9 protein-coding genes are annotated in these 12,138 nt (G+C 69.9%); 6 read left to right on the top strand and 3 right to left on the bottom strand.

Annotated elements, in window-relative coordinates; translation table 11 throughout:
* Nucleotides 1-11: 11 nt before the first annotated feature.
* The 3 genes from ABD205_RS19890 to ABD205_RS19880 all read right to left on the bottom strand — a co-directional run bounded on the left by ABD205_RS19890 (nt 12) and on the right by ABD205_RS19880 (nt 8,142).
* Nucleotides 12-1,379, bottom strand: a complete 1,368-nt coding sequence (locus tag ABD205_RS19890) for a multicopper oxidase domain-containing protein (protein WP_344047900.1) — start codon at nt 1,377-1,379, stop codon at nt 12-14.
* 18 nt (nt 1,380-1,397) lie between these two features.
* Complete coding sequence (locus ABD205_RS19885) at nt 1,398-2,669, bottom strand: multicopper oxidase domain-containing protein (protein WP_344047899.1); 1,272 nt, start codon at nt 2,667-2,669, stop codon at nt 1,398-1,400.
* A gap of 97 nt (nt 2,670-2,766) precedes the next feature.
* The gene (locus ABD205_RS19880; protein WP_344047897.1) at nt 2,767-8,142 is read right to left on the bottom strand and encodes an IPT/TIG domain-containing protein; all 5,376 of its coding nucleotides are present in this window, start codon (nt 8,140-8,142) and stop codon (nt 2,767-2,769) included.
* 406 nt (nt 8,143-8,548) lie between these two features.
* Here ABD205_RS19880 and ABD205_RS19875 point away from each other — a divergent pair, with 406 nt between their 5' ends.
* From ABD205_RS19875 to ABD205_RS19850, 6 genes are all read left to right on the top strand, one after another.
* Nucleotides 8,549-9,220: a response regulator transcription factor gene (locus tag ABD205_RS19875; protein ID WP_344047895.1), complete on the top strand. Its 672-nt coding sequence runs from the start codon at nt 8,549-8,551 to the stop codon at nt 9,218-9,220.
* 1 nt (nt 9,221) lies between these two features.
* Complete coding sequence (locus tag ABD205_RS19870; protein WP_344047893.1) at nt 9,222-10,325, top strand: sensor histidine kinase; 1,104 nt, start codon at nt 9,222-9,224, stop codon at nt 10,323-10,325.
* 88 nt (nt 10,326-10,413) lie between these two features.
* Nucleotides 10,414-10,761: a UBP-type zinc finger domain-containing protein gene (locus ABD205_RS19865; RefSeq protein WP_344047891.1), complete on the top strand. Its 348-nt coding sequence runs from the start codon at nt 10,414-10,416 to the stop codon at nt 10,759-10,761.
* 161 nt (nt 10,762-10,922) lie between these two features.
* Complete coding sequence (locus tag ABD205_RS19860; protein ID WP_344047889.1) at nt 10,923-11,312, top strand: hypothetical protein; 390 nt, start codon at nt 10,923-10,925, stop codon at nt 11,310-11,312.
* 62 nt (nt 11,313-11,374) lie between these two features.
* Nucleotides 11,375-11,572, top strand: coding sequence for a hypothetical protein (locus ABD205_RS19855; RefSeq protein WP_344047887.1), 198 nt, complete (start codon nt 11,375-11,377; stop codon nt 11,570-11,572).
* 145 nt (nt 11,573-11,717) lie between these two features.
* A complete protein-coding gene (locus ABD205_RS19850; protein ID WP_344047885.1) occupies nt 11,718-12,131 on the top strand; it encodes a DUF5994 family protein in 414 nt (137 codons plus the stop codon).
* Nucleotides 12,132-12,138 lie beyond the last annotated feature (7 nt).

Raw genomic sequence — 12,138 nt, 5'->3', positions numbered from 1 at the left:
CGACGCCGTCCTCAGCTCGTCGGGCAGCCGGCCGGCGGGTCGATGCGGAACACCGTCATCATGCCGCCGAAGGTGGCTCCGTAGTTGGTGGCCTGCTGGAGCGCGTGGCTGTGCGCTACGTGGTAGTACTCGCCGCACTCGTTGTTGGCGGTGATGTTGGGAGGGAGTGAGCCCTTCTTGCCGAGGTAGCCGCTCTCGCTGAACCAGGTGTCCGGGCCCACCAGCAGCTGGTCCTGGATGGCCGGCAGCTGGGTCGGGATCGGGTTCGTCGCCGGGTCCCACTGCTCGACATCGCGCCAGTCCATCAGCGCGTCGAGCGACTGGCCGGGCTCCACATCCAGGTCGTACTTGAGGTAGGACAGGTCCTGCCCGCCGCTACCGACCAGCGCGCTGCCGTCCTGGGTGACGACGCGCTCGTCGCTGCCGTGCGGGTGGAACGGGTAGTTGACGGACCCGGCGTTCAGGTAGCGGATCAGCGCGGGGTACGGGTTGGTCTGCGCGTCGTAGGGCTTGATGTGGACCATCGCGCCGTAGGGCTGTGTGGGCAGCCAGGAGGCGTGGTTGGGTGCCAGCGTGTCCGGCATGCTGCGGCCGTTGATCATGAAGTAGCGGGCCGTGGAGTGAGCGGCGTCGACGGCCTCGCCACGCTCGACGGCGAGGTGGAGGTCGGGGTCGACCTCGGAGAGCAGGAACACGTACTCGTGGTCGGGGCTGAACCGGGAGTCGGTCCGGTCGTTGGCCTGGTCGGGGTGGCCGGCCGGGCGGACCACCAGGGCGCCGTACAGGCCCATCTGCACCTGCTTGGCGACGTCCGTCCCCGACTCGTAGAGGTAGGTCCCCGGTGAGCCGGCGGTGAACTCGTAGGTCACCGACCCGTCCGTCGCGTCGGCGGGCTGCACGAGCGACATCATCGCGCCCGTGTCGGTCAGCTGCGGTTGGGCGGGCTTGCCGTCGGCCGTGACCGCGCTCTGACCCGGGAACACGATCGACGTGGCCTCGCTGAGGGCGTTGTGGAGGATCACCCGGACGTGCGCCCCGGAGGGGACGCACAGGACCGGCCCGGGAAGCTGGAACGACCCGCTGCTCGGGCCGTAGCCCCACATGTAGATCGAGTTGCCGTCCGGCGTCGAGACGTAGCCGTCGCGAGCGGTGAGCGAGAACGTGTTGTGTGCGTCGGAGAGGCACTCGAGTCCCTCCGAGGTGGGCGCCGCCTCGGCGTGGGCCCCGAATGTGCCGACGGCCAGTCCAACGGTCGCGAGGGTGCCGGCCAGCAGCGCGGCGGCGTACCTTCGCTGCGCCAGCCGTGCGGTCAGCCGAGTGCTCAGCAGTGAGGTCAGGCCGCGGTCCGGCCGGCGCAGGTGCGTGGTGAGGGTTCGCATCGTGTCTCCTCGGTCCGGTCAGGCATTCGCGGCGGTCTGCGGGCCGAGGGTCCCGGCGGGATGGACGACGATCCGCGTCATCATGCCGCCGTAACCCGGCCCACCACCGTTGTCGAGGTAGGAGTAGTTGCGGTCGTAGAGGAGGAACTCGCCCGGCGAGGGAGCAGTGAAGATCAGGTCCCGGCTCTCGCCCGGGCCGATGTCCACGCCGTTGGTGACCAGGTAGTTGCTGGTCCCGTCCCGGCCCCGCAGCAGCGAGGCGTCCTTGGCGATGACGGTGAGGTCGAGGTTGTCCACACTCATCTGGTGGTTCTGGTAGCCGAGGTTCGACAGCCGTAGCAGCACCCGGTCGCCGGCGTTGCAGGAGACCATCGACGAGATCGGCTGGTACTGCAGGCGTCCCGCGGTCGTCACCAGCGGGTTGCCGTTGGGCTCGAGCGTGTCCGGGTAGCCCCGGCCGTTCATCAGCCAGAAGCTGGCCGCGTAGTCGGTCCAGTCGTTCACCTGGATGTGCGCATCGCGGTAGTGGGCGGCCGACCACAGCTCGGTGAGCATGAACGCGAACTCCCGGTCGTACCGGGTCGATCCGTCCCCGTCGTTGTAGGCGTACTTCGTGCCGGCCGGGTCGCCGTTGACCGGGGTCTTGTTCTGCCGGGGGCGGATGAACACCATGCCGGTCATGCCCATCTGCACGTGCTCGACGTCCTCGAAGTGGCAGTGGTACATGTAGGTGCCCGGGTCGTGGGGGCGGTAGAAGTACGTGAAGTCGCGGCCGACGGGCACCGCGAGCGAGAGCTCCGGGACTCCGTCGAACAGCGGGATCGCGTTGACGAAGCCGTGCCAGTGGAGGGTGTGGCCGTCGAAGAGGTCCGGTCGCTGCAGCAGCCCGAGGTTGCTCAGCGTGATGAAGATGTCGTCCTCCTCGTCGAAGCTCAGCATCGGTGCGCTGATCTGTGCGTGCCCGCGCTGCGCGGCCACCTGGGTGGCGGAGAGCCCCGTCACGTCGCGGAAACCGAAGACGTAGGTGTCGAAGCCTGCGGGCGCCAGGGAGTCGGGGAAGAACGGCGGGTCCGCAGGCGCGCCCTGGGGCATGGACACCCATCCGTCCGTGCCCGCCAGGTGGACGGTCTTCTGCGGGTGGACTCCGGCGGCCGTCGGGCGTAGGCCTCTGACCGGATGGGCGCCCTGGTTCGGCCGGCCGCCGACGAGGACGGCGGCTCCGGCCAGGCCGGCGGTGCCGGTGAGGAACATCCGCCTCGAGAGCGGTCCCGGGTGCAACTTGTCGGTCATCGTGTGCTCCTCGTGCTGTCACGGGTGGTGTCGCAGGTCGACAGGAGGTCAAGAAGGTGGCCGCAGGGCAGGGGGTCGGCTCCGCGGCCACCTTCAGTCAGGGCTTCAGCTGGTCCGATCCGGCGTCGTACCTGGGCTGAGTCGCGGTCCCGGAGGGCCGGGTCTGGCCGTCGATGTCGTCCGACGGCGCGGACACGGTGTAGCGGAACCCGAGGAGTCCCGTGCCCCAGGTGACCTGGGTGCTCGCGACGCCCCTGCCGTACGCCGGCGAGCCGGTGCCCACCAGGTGGTAGTCGCTCGACAGGTTGGGCGGCAGCAGCTCGCCGATGATGAGGGACTGCCGGAACGCCGGATAGCTGCGCGCGGCGAGCACGTCGACGAAGACGTCGGACGGGTCCTTGAACCCGGCGTCTGCCGCGATCGTCGTGCTGGTGCCGCCGTCCGTGCCCTGGTCGCTCGAGATGAGCGATCCGGCCGGGGAGAGGGTGCCGCCGCCGTCGACGACCCCCATGTCCCAGACGTTGACGTCGTTCGCGGAGCCGTCGGGCAGGGTGCCGCCGATGCCGGTCACCCAGCCGCCGCTGAACGCGCCGGCCCGGTTGTCGTTGAACACGTTGTCCAGCAGCGTCGGCCTGCTGAACGTCGTGGCCGCCAGCACCTGCGAGGCGGGGAACAACGTGGTGTTGCGCAGCCGTGCCTGGAGCGGGTCGCTGTTCTGCGACGTCGAGAGCCCCGCCGGGGCCGGCAGCCCGTCGCTGGTGATCGCCGTGGCGGTCGTGAGGTTCTTCGCGACGGTGTTGCCCGACACCGTCACGAACGGCGCGTCGTCGAGGGAGATGCCGCCGCCCTCGTGGGTCGACACGTTGTTCGTCACGGTGTTGTTCGTGATCGTGATCGTGCCGGGGGTGAGCCGTGAGATGTGCGACCCGGCGACCTGGAGCAGCCGGATCCCGCCGCCGTCGTCGTTGGCCAGGTTGTCGGAGATGACGTTCTTGTCGATCGTCACCGGGCCGGAGCCCTCCGACAGCTGGGCCGGGTCGGCGGGCAGCTCGCCGGCGATCATGACCGCGCCGCCCTCGTCGTAGGAGGAGTTGAACCAGATCCGGTTGCCCTGGATCGTGCCGCCTGCGATCGTCTGCCAGCCGAACGCGGTCATCGCGCCGCCGTACTCGGCGGAGAAGTTGCCGCAGATCGCGTTCTTGGTGACCTGGTAGTTGGCGCTGCCCGCGAAGATCCCGATGCCACCGGCGAGGTTGGTGCCACCGTTGTCACGGACCTGGTTGCGCGACAGCACGAACCCGGTGTCGAGGTTGTCCGTCCGGTAGGGCGTGCCGACCCGGACGCCGCCACCGTAGGAGCCGCCGTTGCCCTCGATGACGTTGTCCGTCACCTGCATCCCGGTCACCCGGCTGTGGACGTAGATGCCGCCGCCCTGCGTGACGATCGCACCGTCGCCGCCGTACGGCGTCTTCACGCCGCCGGTCACCTCGTTGATGTTCGTGGGGAAGTCGCTCTGCGAGCCGCCGGTGATGCGGAACCCGTCGATGGTGACCGGGTACGACGCGGGCGCGAAGCCGTTCGTCGGATCGTCGAGCACCGTGACGACCGCTGCATCGGGCACCTCGGGCTGCCCCGAGTAGGTCAGCGTGCCCAGCCGGGTGATCCAGGCCTGTCCCTGGGCGTTGTCCGGGTTGAAGCCGGACCCGTCCAGGATCGAGCCGCGGACGAAGCTGCCGTCGGGCCGGAAGCCACCGGGGCCGACGCCCTGGATGCGCGTGCGGTGGTGCACGATCAGGTTCTCGTTGTACTCGCCGCGCGGGTTGAGCGCGGTCTGGGCACCCGGCCACACGACGACCAGCCAGTACCGGTTGACCGACGTCGGCCGGGCGGCCTCGAGCGCGGCCTGCACCGTCGCGAACTGCTTGCCCGGTCCGACCTCCGCGAGCCGTGGGTTGGTCGCGGTGCCGCCGGCGGAGGTGGCCGACCCGTTGAGGATCTGCAACGTGAGGCCGTTCACGGTCTTGAGTCCGTTGGAGCCGCGCGTCACCTCCACCGTCGTCGGACCGGGCGCAGCCGTCGTGGGCACGGTGAAGACGATCTTCGTGTCGCTCCAGGTCGTGGTCGACACGACCGTGTTGTTGAGCCGGAGCGTGCCCGCGGCGCCGAAGCCGAAGCCGTTGAGGGTCACCGTGCGGTTGGCAGCCGTGTCCCCGAGTCGGATCCACGGACGGTCGGTGCTGAGCAGCTGCGGCCACGTCGCGCCGAGGTCACACTGCGTCGGGTTGACCGCGGTCGAGCCGGGCGTCAGCGCTGTTGTCGCGACCTGCGTCGGGGCCGTGTCGGTGACGGTGTAGAGGCCCGGCCAGCCCTGGAAGCTCGCGGAGATGGTCCGGAATCTCGGGTTGTAGTCGGCGTTGGGATGGTCGGGAGAGCCGGGGTCGTTGCCCGTGAAGCGATACATGTTCGGGCAGGGGCCGGCCGGGACCGGGCAGTTGTAGGTGCTCGTCGACGGCTCGAGGGCCTCGTAGAAGCCGTTGAAGTCCGTGTGCACCGTGTCGAGCAGGCGACCGGACCAGTCGTAGAGACCCATCGGGACGAACGGCAGACCCTGCGCCTCGCCGTACTCCACGCTGCGCTTGTCGAGGCTCAGCCCCAGGTCGTTGATCGTGAGACCCCAGAAGTGGGTGGGGATCGGCACGTCGGTGAACAGGTTGAAGTTGGGAGCCGCCGTCTGGCCCGCACGGACGGTCACCAGCTTGTCCTGGCACGACGGTCGGTCCTGGCCCTGGAACGGGCTACCCCCGGCGTCGAGGAAGTTCTGGTTGGTGACGTCGACCTTGTGCAGTCGCCCGGCGCAGGGGGAGATGATGCCGGCCTGCTGCGAGGGCGGCTGCGACGGGGGCGTCACGTCGGGCGTCGGCGGTCCCGGCGGGTCCTGCTCCAGGGCGGGCGTGATGGCGTTGATGTTCTCCTGGGGCAGGTAGCCGTCGCCGTCGAAGACGTTGACGTCCTCCTCGGCGGTCGCCTTGTACATCTGTCCGCCGCCCACCGGGTTGTCGGGGATCTCGACGGCGACGATGTAGTCGCCCGGCCTCAGGTCCTGCTCGGGGTAGCCGGCGGCGGCGAGGTCGCCGTACAGCGGGAACTGCTTGTCGGGTGCGGGGTTCAGAGCGCTGCCCGGTGCGTAGAGGTTCAGTTTGGAGCTCGAGAACCCGTAGTTGCCGTTGACGGTCTGCGACGCGTCCTCGGGTGTCTTGTCGCTCGGGCCGATCGCGACCCCCATCATCGGGGCCTCGACGCACAGCCGGTTCGCGTCCTCGCCGAAGTCCGGGAGCGCCAGCTGGTCGGTGAGTGGCTCACCGCTGTAGTCGCGCGCGGTGCAGCCGCGCGGCGGCGCCCACTCCTCCGAGGTGTAGGCGTCGGACAGCTCGGGACCCTTGACCATCGAGCCGCGGTCGGGGTCCGGGTTCTTCATCGTCTGACCGGGGTTCGCCGGGTCCGGCACGGTCAGCGGCACGATCTCCTTGCCCTGGCGGCACTCGTTGGCGACCGCGGCAGCGTCGGTGACCGCGCAGGGCACGCTGGCGTAGAGGTGCACCGGCAGGTCGGGGATGCCGGGCTGGTAGCCCTCGGAGGCGGCGTCGGCGGGGTCGAGCTCGTTGCGCGTGACGTCGTAGCTGACCGTGCCCGCGATGCCGCCGTTGGTCGACGACGTGTACGGCATGACGCCCCAGTCCACCTGGCCGGAGAGCCCGATCACTGGCAGGAAGTCGAGGTCCACGAGGCCGCCGCGCTTGGTGGTCGGCGTCGGGTCGTTCTCGGCCCGGTAGGTGATTCCGGTCGTGCGATATCTGGTGTTGAACGCCTCGAGCACCAGCCACTTGCTCAGCGGGTACGTCTCGCGGATGTCGTAGCTGCCGGAGGAGTCCGTGGACGCCGTGTTGGTGTACTGGTCCATCAGCGAGTTGTCACGCTCCCGGATGGTCAGCGGGAACTGCGGCACCCCCGCCTCGCCGGGGTCGCGGCGTCCGTTCTCGTTGGAGTCGATGAACACGTGGCCGTGCAGGTGGGTGAACCACCCGACCAGCATCTTGTTCCCGACGTCGGAGACACCGCCGTCAGACACCTCGACGTTGAAGCTCCACAGGATGTAGTCCTGGTCGTCGTCCCAGATGGTCAGCTGGTAGAGACCGTCGGGCACACCGGTGATGTCGAAGGAGCCGTCGGCCTGGCCGCGGCCGACGTACACCGCCGCGTCCCCGGCGTCGAGGTCGGAGAGCGCCACCCAGGGCCGTGCGATCGGCCCATCGATGTTGGCGCCCGCGAATCCTGTCTCCGGGACGACCTGGCCGTTCTGGCCGCCGACGTAGGGCAGTCCGGCGACGGCGACGCCCTTGATCTCACCGGTGGCGGCGGGCGTCCGTGCGGGCAGCCCGCGGACGTGCACGAAGCCGAACTGGACGCTGGCCACCGGCTCGCCACCCTTGACGAGCTCGGTGTCGTAGCCGGTCGCGCCCTCCTGGCTCCAGATGTCGTAGTCGTGGCCGCCCTCGAGGGTGGTGGTCTGCACCCACTGGCCCGTCTGCGCGGCGGGCGGCGCCACCGTGGCCGCGAGGCGGTTCGGGCCGAGGTTCGGGATCACGATGTGGCCGCCGGCGTCGCTGGTGCAGTGCCCGCTCGAGCGGGTCGTGTCCACGATCGGGTGGTTGTCGGCGTCGAAGACGAGCGGAGCGCTGGGGTTGCCACCGACGTGCTGGTACGCCGTGCACAGCGCGTTGCCGTAGTAGTCGGTGCTCACGTCGCCGAACACGTCGGTGAGGTGCGCCGTGAAGCCCGCCAGGGGCCGCTCGGCGTCGACCTCGAAGGTGCCGTCGACGGGCACGCTGTCGTCGAAGACGTCGATCCGGATGGTCGCGAGGGGAAGCGGCGTGGGGTCGAGGTCCACCTTGACGGTCTGGGTGTCGCCGGCGACCACGAAGTGCTGGCCGCCGATCTTGTAGCCGTCGGCGGTGACGGAGAGGAGGTACTTGCCCTGCGGCAGCCCGTCGAGGCTCGTGCTGCCGTTCAGGTCGGCGTCCGTGCCCTGGGCGACGATCGGGGAGTAGCCCGACGTCTGGCGCGTCGACGGCCACGGGCAGGTGTCGGCGTAGTCGGCGTTGCTCGATCCGCCGGCCGCACGGGGCGGCAGGCAGCGGTCGAGGAGCGGCGCACTCGCCGCGCCGGGGTCGCCGGTGTCGTCCTCGTTGACGATCCACTTGTACGACGTGACGGCATCGCCCTTGTGGATCAGGCCGGCGGCCGGTCCGACGCTGCGGGCGGCCACCACCTGGAGCTTGATGTTGCCGGGGCCCGTGGCGGCCGAGGCCGGCGGAACGAGCCGCGTGGCGCTCAGCGTCATCGGCAGCAGCACGACCACCAAGGTCAGCGCCAACAGCGTCTTGGGCGAGAAGCTGACGGAATTCGTGGTGCTCACGGTTCCTCCTCCGACACGCGGCTGGTGGCAGAGGCCACCGCGACACACGGTGGAGCGAGGGGAGGGCCGGTACCCGATCCGTGTCGGAGGGCTCACGCAACAGACAGGCGGCGGTCATGAGGCCGGAAGACGGTCGTCATCGGTCTGTGAGCGATGTGTCAGATCATCGTCAGAAACCTGTCATCCACCGCCTGCGTCAACTTCGGGGCCCTGGCCCGATCCGTGCCCGGATCTCATTCAGACTGGGTATATCCACCCGGGCCCGGCTCCGGAGCCCGCCGAGCGGCGCAGCATGCATCTGGCCGGCGGGGGCTCAGGGGCGAGCCGCTGCGAACGGGACCTCCCACTGCACCTCCCTCCGGCTGCGCGGGCCGTATCGGTCCGGTGTTCTTCGGGGGTGGTGATCGTGGGCAAGATCCTCGTGGCGGATGACGAGGAGCGGGTGAGGACGTTCCTCAGCCGCTCGCTCGTGGCCGACGGGCACTCCGTCGTGACCGCCCCGGACGGCCGCGCCGCACTCGACGTCTTCGATGCCGAGGCGATCAGCCTGGCGCTCCTCGACATCGTGATGCCCTACCGCAACGGCCTGCAGGTGCTCAGCGAGCTGCGCGGTCGCGGCGACAGGACACCGGTGATCGTCCTGTCCGCGGTCACGGAGGTGGCCGCCCGCGTGCAAGCACTCGACAAGGGCGCCGTCGACTACGTCAGCAAGCCGTTCCACACCGCCGAGCTGATGGCGCGCGTACGGCGGCACATCGTGCACGTGCCGGAGCAGCGGCCGAGGGAGGACCGTTACCTGACCGCGGCCGACATCGTGCTGGACCTCGACCGTCGCAAGGCGCGGGTGGGGCCCGCGGAGATCTCGTTGACCGAGCGGGAGTTCTCGATGCTCGCCCACCTGATGCGACGCCGCGGCGACGTCTGCCGACGCGACGAGCTGCTCAACGACATCTGGGGCCAGGCGTTCGGGCCGAACAGCAACGTCGTCGACGTCTGCGTCGGCCGACTCAGGAGCAAGCTGCGGGAGCTGCCGGTCGAGACCATCCGAGGCGTCGGATACTGCTTCTACGGCACCTGACATGTGGCGCCCACCCCCGTTCTTCATCGCGTGGAGCCTCTTCGCGGTCGCCTGCTGCGTGTCGATGACGGCATCGCCGGGCGAGGAGACCATCCCGCTGCACCTGGGCTGGATCAGTCTCTGCTTCGGCTACGGCTTCGCCCTGTGGCCGCCGGCCGTCACCTTGACGTCGATCACGGCATACGCGATCGCCAGTGGTGCCGTCCTCACGGTCCGGGCGTCCGAGGGGGTCATCGGCTGGCAGGAGACCGCCGAGATCCCGCTCATGGCTCTGATGGCGTTCGTGATGGCGTGGCATGTGGCTCGCCGCGTGGAGAGCATGCGTCAGCTCAGCGTGCTCACCGACGCCGAACGGCTTCGCCACCAGGAGCGGGAACGCCTCTCACGCATGTACTCCCACGAGATGCGCACACCTCTCACGATCGCGCGCGGCTACGTCAGCCTGCTGCAGCAGCAGGAGCTGACCCGGGAGGAGCACGAGGACCTGAGCGTGATCGACGACGAGCTGGGCACGCTCGAGCGGGTGGGCGAGCGCCTGGTGCGCATGCTCGCCGTCTCGGACCACCAGCACCGCCGACCGGTGAACGTCGACGCGCTGCTGAGCGAGGTCGCCACACGCTGGGGCAACGTCACGGCCCGGCGCTGGGTCGTCGACTCCCACGTCGGCACGCTCACGGTCTCTCGGGAACGGGTCCGGATGTGTCTGGACACGCTCGTCGAGAACGCGCTGCGCTACACCGACAACGACGACACGGTGCGCATCTTCGCGCGCCAGGTCGGGGACACGATCGAGCTGGGCGTGGCCGACTCCGGTCCCGGTCTGGCAGACGACGTGGTGGACGCCGTCAACCTCGGCGGCAGGAACACGGAGGGTCTCCGGCAGGACACGCGTCGACAGACCGGCCTCGGGTTGGCGCTCGTCCGGCAGGTCGCCGAGTCACGAGGCGGGACGATCCGCGCCGGACGTGCCCTCGAGGGGGGCGCGGAGATCACCATCGTCGTGCCCCGGACGCCGTCGATGCCGCAGGCCGCACCCGTCGAGGACGTGGGTGCGGCCTGGCTCGGCCAGCCGGGGATGCGGGCCGCCCTCGACGCCGAGGCCTGACGTCGATGGCCGTCGCCGGCCACGGGGCGCACGACCTCGGCAGGTCGGCGGCTATCGTCGTACGCGACCCCGGCCTGGAGGAATGAAGATGAGCGACAACCTCGGCATCGACGTCACCGTCACCCCTTCCGGGACCGGCTGTTCGGAGTGCGAACGGGCCTCCGGCTGGTGGTTGCACCTCAGGCGCTGCACCCAGTGCGGGCACATCGGATGCTGCGACTCGTCGCCGGGTCAGCACGCGAGCCGACACGCCGCGCGGACGGGGCACCCGTACGTCCAGAGCTTCGAGCCGGGGGAGACCTGGTTCTGGGACTACGAGAACGAGGATTACGTCGACGGGCCCGAGCTGGCCGACCCCCAGCATCACCCGTCGGACCAGGGCGTGCCGGGTCCCGCCGACCGCGTCCCCACGGACTGGCGCGAGCAGCTCCACTAGCGCTTTCCCGGGCACTTCTTCGGCACTCCTCCGGGCACGCGCTGAGGACGTCGCAGTTCGGAGCCGGACGGGCTCACCCCGTTTGGCGCCCACGGCTGTCGGTTAACGAGAACGAGGGTGGTCGGATCCCGCCGACAGCTCCCCCGGATCGAGGTTCGCGCATGACGGCAGCAGACGTCGTCGACGCCGGCGCCGAGCGCGCCCCCGTCGCCCCTGACCTCGGGTCGGCTCTCGGGTCCCTCGCAGAGGCCGCCGTGGGCAGGCTGTCGGACAAGGTCGACGAGTGGATCCAGGGGCTCGAGGAGTACGCCGCCTCCGAGGGCGCGACCGGGGGAGCCATCCTCGCCGGGGTGAAGGCCCACCTGCAGGGCAAGAACCCCGTCTGGGCGGCGATGAAGGGCGCTTGGTCGGGTGCCAGCGTCCAGCTGAGGGTCGTGGCGGTGCTCGTCCTGCTGCTCGTCCTCCTCCTCGCACCCGTGGCGCTGCTGGTGGTGATCCTCGGCCTCCTGATCGCCGCGATCGTCGCGGGCATCAGGGGCGCCACCCGCTGACAGGTCGAGCTCACGGCCCCGACACTGGTCGGGCGGGCCCGATTGCCGCTAGCGTCCTGACGATGGCGAACTTCGTGGTGTTCATGATCGGGGCCGAGAGCTTCGACTTCCGCGGTAACGCGAGCTACAAGCTGCTCGACAGCGGCGCACTGCAGGTCATCGACCCGGAGAAGGGTCGGCAGCTCCACTTCGGGCCCGCCGCCTGGAGCCACATCGAGGAGTCGGGTGGCGACTACCGCATGAACGACAGCGCCTGGTGATCGCGGACGTCGTCCGGTCCGTCGCGTGCCTCTCGATGACGGAAGTGCGCGCAGCTACGAGGTGCACGGGCTACTGTTGATGACGACCGCGATCTCCCGGATACACAGGTCCTGGCGAGGCGGCAAGCTTGAGGCGGCGGTCCACATGGGCGCCCATGACAATGCCCGGCTCGCGTTGAAACTGTCCGCGGATCGACACCAGCTCGACGGAGCGTGGTGGCCCCGAACCCGGGTCCTCGCCGACGAGCTCCCCTCGCTGCTGGCCGCCTGGCCGGCCGACGCGGGCTACATCTCCCGCGTCATCTACGCCCAGCCTGACTGGGAGGACCGGCCGAACGCGGTGCCGATCCCGAACCGTCGTGGCCTGCTGAAGGCCGTCAGCTTCCCGCCCGACGACTCACACCAGGTCGTGCTCATCATGCTCGACGGGCAGCGTCGGTCGCTCGTCGTCATCCAGCCGGACGCCGCGGACGCCACGGCGGTCTGGTACCTCCGGCACTTCGACCCGAGGGCCGGCCGCGTCCCCTGGGCGGCCGTGGCGAGCGTCGGCCCGGCCTAGCGGTACG

The organism is Nocardioides panacihumi (assembly GCF_039530925.1).
GTDB lineage: Bacteria > Actinomycetota > Actinomycetes > Propionibacteriales > Nocardioidaceae > Nocardioides > Nocardioides panacihumi.
This window is presented reverse-complemented; position numbering and strand designations above follow the sequence as displayed.

Excerpts from the sequence above, each read along its gene's own strand:
- ABD205_RS19890 (WP_344047900.1), bottom strand. The coding sequence starts at position 1,379 with ATGCGAACCCTCACCACGCACCTGCGCCGGCCGGACCGCGGCCTGACC.
- ABD205_RS19885 (WP_344047899.1), bottom strand. The coding sequence starts at position 2,669 with ATGACCGACAAGTTGCACCCGGGACCGCTCTCGAGGCGGATGTTCCTC.
- ABD205_RS19870 (WP_344047893.1), top strand. The coding sequence starts at position 9,222 with ATGTGGCGCCCACCCCCGTTCTTCATCGCGTGGAGCCTCTTCGCGGTC.
- ABD205_RS19865 (WP_344047891.1), top strand. The coding sequence starts at position 10,414 with ATGAGCGACAACCTCGGCATCGACGTCACCGTCACCCCTTCCGGGACC.
- ABD205_RS19860 (WP_344047889.1), top strand. The coding sequence starts at position 10,923 with ATGACGGCAGCAGACGTCGTCGACGCCGGCGCCGAGCGCGCCCCCGTC.
- ABD205_RS19855 (WP_344047887.1), top strand. The coding sequence starts at position 11,375 with ATGGCGAACTTCGTGGTGTTCATGATCGGGGCCGAGAGCTTCGACTTC.
- ABD205_RS19850 (WP_344047885.1), top strand. The coding sequence starts at position 11,718 with ATGGGCGCCCATGACAATGCCCGGCTCGCGTTGAAACTGTCCGCGGAT.